The sequence below is a fragment of the Thermotoga sp. genome (assembly GCF_021162145.1).
In the GTDB taxonomy this organism is placed as follows: Bacteria; Thermotogota; Thermotogae; order Thermotogales; family Thermotogaceae; genus Thermotoga.
Genome location: NZ_JAGGZH010000004.1, coordinates 1 through 3,454, shown reverse-complemented (window position 1 = coordinate 3,454; position 3,454 = coordinate 1). Strand labels below are relative to the sequence as shown.

The 3,454-nt window shown below is 40.2% G+C and carries 7 protein-coding genes; all 7 read right to left on the bottom strand.

The genetic code is table 11. The features are described 5' to 3' along the window. Positions 1 to 54 precede the first annotated feature (54 nt). Positions 55 to 747, bottom strand: coding sequence for a type II toxin-antitoxin system antitoxin SocA domain-containing protein (locus tag J7K79_RS00230; RefSeq protein ID WP_296903864.1), 693 nt, complete (start codon positions 745 to 747; stop codon positions 55 to 57). A 105-nt stretch (positions 748 to 852) separates the two neighbouring features. After that, positions 853 to 1,287 carry a sigma factor-like helix-turn-helix DNA-binding protein gene (locus J7K79_RS00225; protein WP_296903861.1) on the bottom strand — a complete coding sequence of 145 codons (435 nt, stop codon included), beginning with the start codon at positions 1,285 to 1,287 and terminating at the stop codon, positions 853 to 855. Next, positions 1,288 to 1,527: a hypothetical protein gene (locus tag J7K79_RS00220; RefSeq protein ID WP_296903860.1), complete on the bottom strand. Its 240-nt coding sequence runs from the start codon at positions 1,525 to 1,527 to the stop codon at positions 1,288 to 1,290. After that, a complete protein-coding gene (locus J7K79_RS00215; protein WP_296903858.1) occupies positions 1,520 to 1,783 on the bottom strand; it encodes a hypothetical protein in 264 nt (87 codons plus the stop codon). The genes J7K79_RS00220 and J7K79_RS00215 overlap by 8 nt, the downstream gene beginning before the upstream one ends. A gap of 179 nt (positions 1,784 to 1,962) precedes the next feature. Next, on the bottom strand, positions 1,963 to 2,358 hold the full coding sequence (locus J7K79_RS00210) for a single-stranded DNA-binding protein (RefSeq protein WP_296903856.1): 396 nt from the start codon (positions 2,356 to 2,358) through the stop codon (positions 1,963 to 1,965). Positions 2,359 to 2,379: 21 nt separating this feature from the next. Next, positions 2,380 to 2,931, bottom strand: coding sequence for a hypothetical protein (locus J7K79_RS00205; RefSeq protein WP_296903854.1), 552 nt, complete (start codon positions 2,929 to 2,931; stop codon positions 2,380 to 2,382). After that, a partial coding sequence (locus J7K79_RS00200) for a hypothetical protein (RefSeq protein ID WP_296903852.1) occupies positions 2,931 to 3,454 on the bottom strand: 524 nt, incomplete at its 5' end. The genes J7K79_RS00200 and J7K79_RS00205, both read right to left, overlap by 1 nt.

Sequence of the window (3,454 nt, the reverse complement as noted above, 5' to 3'; positions counted from 1 at the left end):
TTCCTGATGGAGTAATAAAAGTCTTGGAGAAAGCAAAATCCATAAAAAGCTCACCTAATCGTTAATTAGTTGGGAATTTAGTGATTCATAATCAGTCTGTTCCAGTTCTTCTTGAGTGATATTCAAAAACTCCTCAAAATCACTATCCAACACTTGAATTAACTCTTCGATATTATCAAGAACTTCTAGATCCAGTTTTTGTTCCAGTTCTTCCCATTCAACGTCGCTTTCAACAATGCTATTAGGTTCAACTCCAGCAAATATTACCGACTCAAACTCAGTATTTTTGTATTCGTCGGTTTCGTGAGACAAATTTTTCAGTTGAGTTGCGGTTTTTCCTCCAAAGTTATGAACAGTCTCTTTGATCGAATTGTATAATGTTGGTGCGATCAATTCAATAAAAGCTGCTGCACTGTTGGCAGCTTCTTTACCAAGTTCGGTAAGCTCATATTTAGTTGATTTGGTAACTCTGTTTTCATGGATAAGATCTATTTTCGAAGAATCAATATCTAACAAGCCTAAGGTTGTTAGGAAATTAACATCATCATATAAATCCTCGGAATATGGACCATGATGATAATTCATGTAAGAATAAGGTAAAGCGGTGAAATTCTTTTCATGAATTTCCTTTTCCAAGAAAAAAGGAAGTTTCTGTAATTCTGTCTTTGTTTTAATTTCGCCGTTATTTTCATTAAACAGTGCAAGTAAAACTAATCTTCTAAAAACTTCTGCTTTCATCTTAATCATAATATCCACCTCAGAATAAAACCCGGCTACTGCCGGGTCCTAAAGCACAATTATCTAGCCTAACATATTGTATCACAAAGGTTACCCAAATATCAAGTCGTCTTCTCAGAGTTTTCTGAGAATTCTAGCGAGTTCAAATGCAATTCTATTTAAGCATTTCGAGGCTCTAACCTTCCAATAGACTGTAGGATTTTTACTTCTGGTATTCAAGCCTGTAAGCATCTGCCCGATTTCAGCCAATGTCATCTTTTGCTGATATCTCCAGAGCCATATCTGTCTCTCATCTTCTGTTAGTTTTTCAATAGCTTCATCCATCATCTTCAGAACCCTCACAACCTCGGCATCTCTGAAAGCTTTGGCATTTTGGTCGTTTTTCCTCTTAGCGCAATATACTATAGATGACGTATGAACTAACATAGTATCCGCATATCTTTCAAGGAATCCCTTTTTCCGCCACAATTCATGGATTTCTTGTCTAACAAGCATTCTACGTTGAACCAATTTATCCAGAATCTCCCAGACATTCGGGGTGGTCTTCACTCAACCACCCCGCTTTTTTGAAAGAACTCCTTCCATGTTTCTTTTCTCAAGCCGCTCATAATCCAACAAGAAGCGTAGCATATTAGATAAATCGTTGTGAAGACAGATGATATCCGGATTCTTTGGCTCTAGCATCTCAAGCTCAACTTTTGCATTCTCAATTTTCTTTCTATGACGATTCAAAACCCGATAAATTGGAAAAGATTTCGCCAGCGCTTTAGGAACTGGAGGTTTAGACATTTACTTTCTCCTCCTTTTCAATTATTTGATAACCGTTTGTCGAGAAAACATTAATTGCCTTCCATTCCGAACCAAAGGCTTTAATTCCAAGGTCAAAATTGCTGGCTGTAACCACCTCCCAGCCTTCATGAGAGAACTCAGCCTCTGCTTTTTCGGTAGCTTCGAAAATATTCGGGGATTCAATATGTCTAACGTTGATCTCAGCAAGTGATGAATTACCGGGATGCAACCGTCTCATATAGACATAAAATTTCATTCATTTCACCTCCGCAGGTAATTTGGTCAAACGCAGAACTTGCCATTGTCTCGGATCATCCACATACCTTTTGGCAATCTCCATAGCATCTACTTGACTTCTGGTGTTGATTGTTATTGACTTTGCCTCTTTTGTTTTCTTGTGAGCCAAAATAACCAAGAATTTCATGCTATCCCTCCTCAAAACGGCACATCGTCATTTTCAGGCACTTCCGGTGGGATGTATTCGGCTTCCGGTTCTTCGGTGGTTTCGATTTCCTGTGAAGTCTGGAGTTTTCCCCTGAGCCTGAAAACTCTGCTGGCCACAACATTTACGAACGTTTTTTCATCTTTGTGGTCAATTTCGATTCTTCCGGCAACAAAGACAAGATCTCCCTTGCCGATTTCATCAATCCAGGGTCTATCTCCCCAGGAAATCACTCTGAACCAATCGGTTCCCCGCTCGTTGCCTTCTCTATCCCGGCCCCGTGAAACAGCAAGGGAAAATACCCTGTATTGCTTCCCGTTGGGTGTAAACTTTATCTCAGGTTCATGGCCTATGTGGCCCATTAACTGGATGTGGTTTAGATACGGCATTCTATACCTCCTCGATTCGAATCATTCCCCTGTCTTTTTCTCACTATCTGGCAGTGCATTTGCAAGATCCTTTATCAACTCGTGAACTCTTTTGGCCTGAGGCTGCAGTTCAGGCATGCCCAAAATCTGGGCTTTCCTGTCTCTTTCCTCATAGGCTTTATATATTTTCAAGAATTGAGCTCTGAGAATAGGTTTTTGATCAACTGTCATCATTTGCAAGCTTTCCCAGCCAATAGCTTTTAGCGCTTCATGTGCTTTCCAATCATCTAATTTCGGAGGCCCCCAATAGCCTTCAGCACTATGAAGATGCTTTATCACCCTATTCCACGCTTCTTCAGCTGTCTCTCTCGGTTGAGAATCGATCACGGCAGATCTAATATCTGCAACTTTCGGTGGGTAGCGAAAAGACTTTACGATATATTCAACTGCTCTCTCAAAGTCGTCATCTGCCATATCCCTCAGCATTTTGAACCACAATTTCGAAGTTTCAGGATCCTCAACAATATTTCTCATTTCAGGAAAAAACTTTGCCAAAATATACATACCGGCAGAAAAGGCTTTCTTGCTCAGCATTAGTCATCACCATCCTCTAAAACAGCTCGAAGCCCTGCGAAAGCATGTTTTTTAGAATCATAACGACCTTCAGAAACTTTCAGGAAATTAGTGGGCTTCATTAGCCAGTCAAAATCGGCTATCCAGTCTTTCTTCCTACCTGCAAGAAAATCAGAATCTTCCACTTTAGAGAAGAAATCTTCCCAGAATGATAAATCCGGATGTTCTTTCCATCTTGCTGAAACGTATCTCTTGCGAGTTTTACTCCACTCTGAAACAGATTTGATTCTGGGAAGCGAAGGGCATAACTTGAGGAATAATTCTCTGATTTGCTGGAAAGGCACTTTGCTAGCAGATTTTAACCGTCTCACAGACGACTGTCCGTTAGGACAGTTATTATTATATATATCTAGTTCTTTATCTAGGTCTCTATCTAGTTCTTTATCTTTGGTCTCACTTACCGTCTCACCAACCGTCTCAGGAACCGTCTCACTTACCGTCTCACTTACCGTCTCACTTACCGTCTCATTTAGTGTCTCACTTT

What these genes read in the sequence shown, in the direction of transcription:
- J7K79_RS00230 (WP_296903864.1), bottom strand. Translation starts at nt 747, where the DNA reads ATGATTAAGATGAAAGCAGAAGTTTTTAGAAGATTAGTTTTACTTGCA.
- J7K79_RS00205 (WP_296903854.1), bottom strand. Translation starts at nt 2,931, where the DNA reads ATGCTGAGCAAGAAAGCCTTTTCTGCCGGTATGTATATTTTGGCAAAG.
- J7K79_RS00220 (WP_296903860.1), bottom strand. Translation starts at nt 1,527, where the DNA reads ATGTCTAAACCTCCAGTTCCTAAAGCGCTGGCGAAATCTTTTCCAATT.
- J7K79_RS00215 (WP_296903858.1), bottom strand. Translation starts at nt 1,783, where the DNA reads ATGAAATTTTATGTCTATATGAGACGGTTGCATCCCGGTAATTCATCA.
- J7K79_RS00210 (WP_296903856.1), bottom strand. Translation starts at nt 2,358, where the DNA reads ATGCCGTATCTAAACCACATCCAGTTAATGGGCCACATAGGCCATGAA.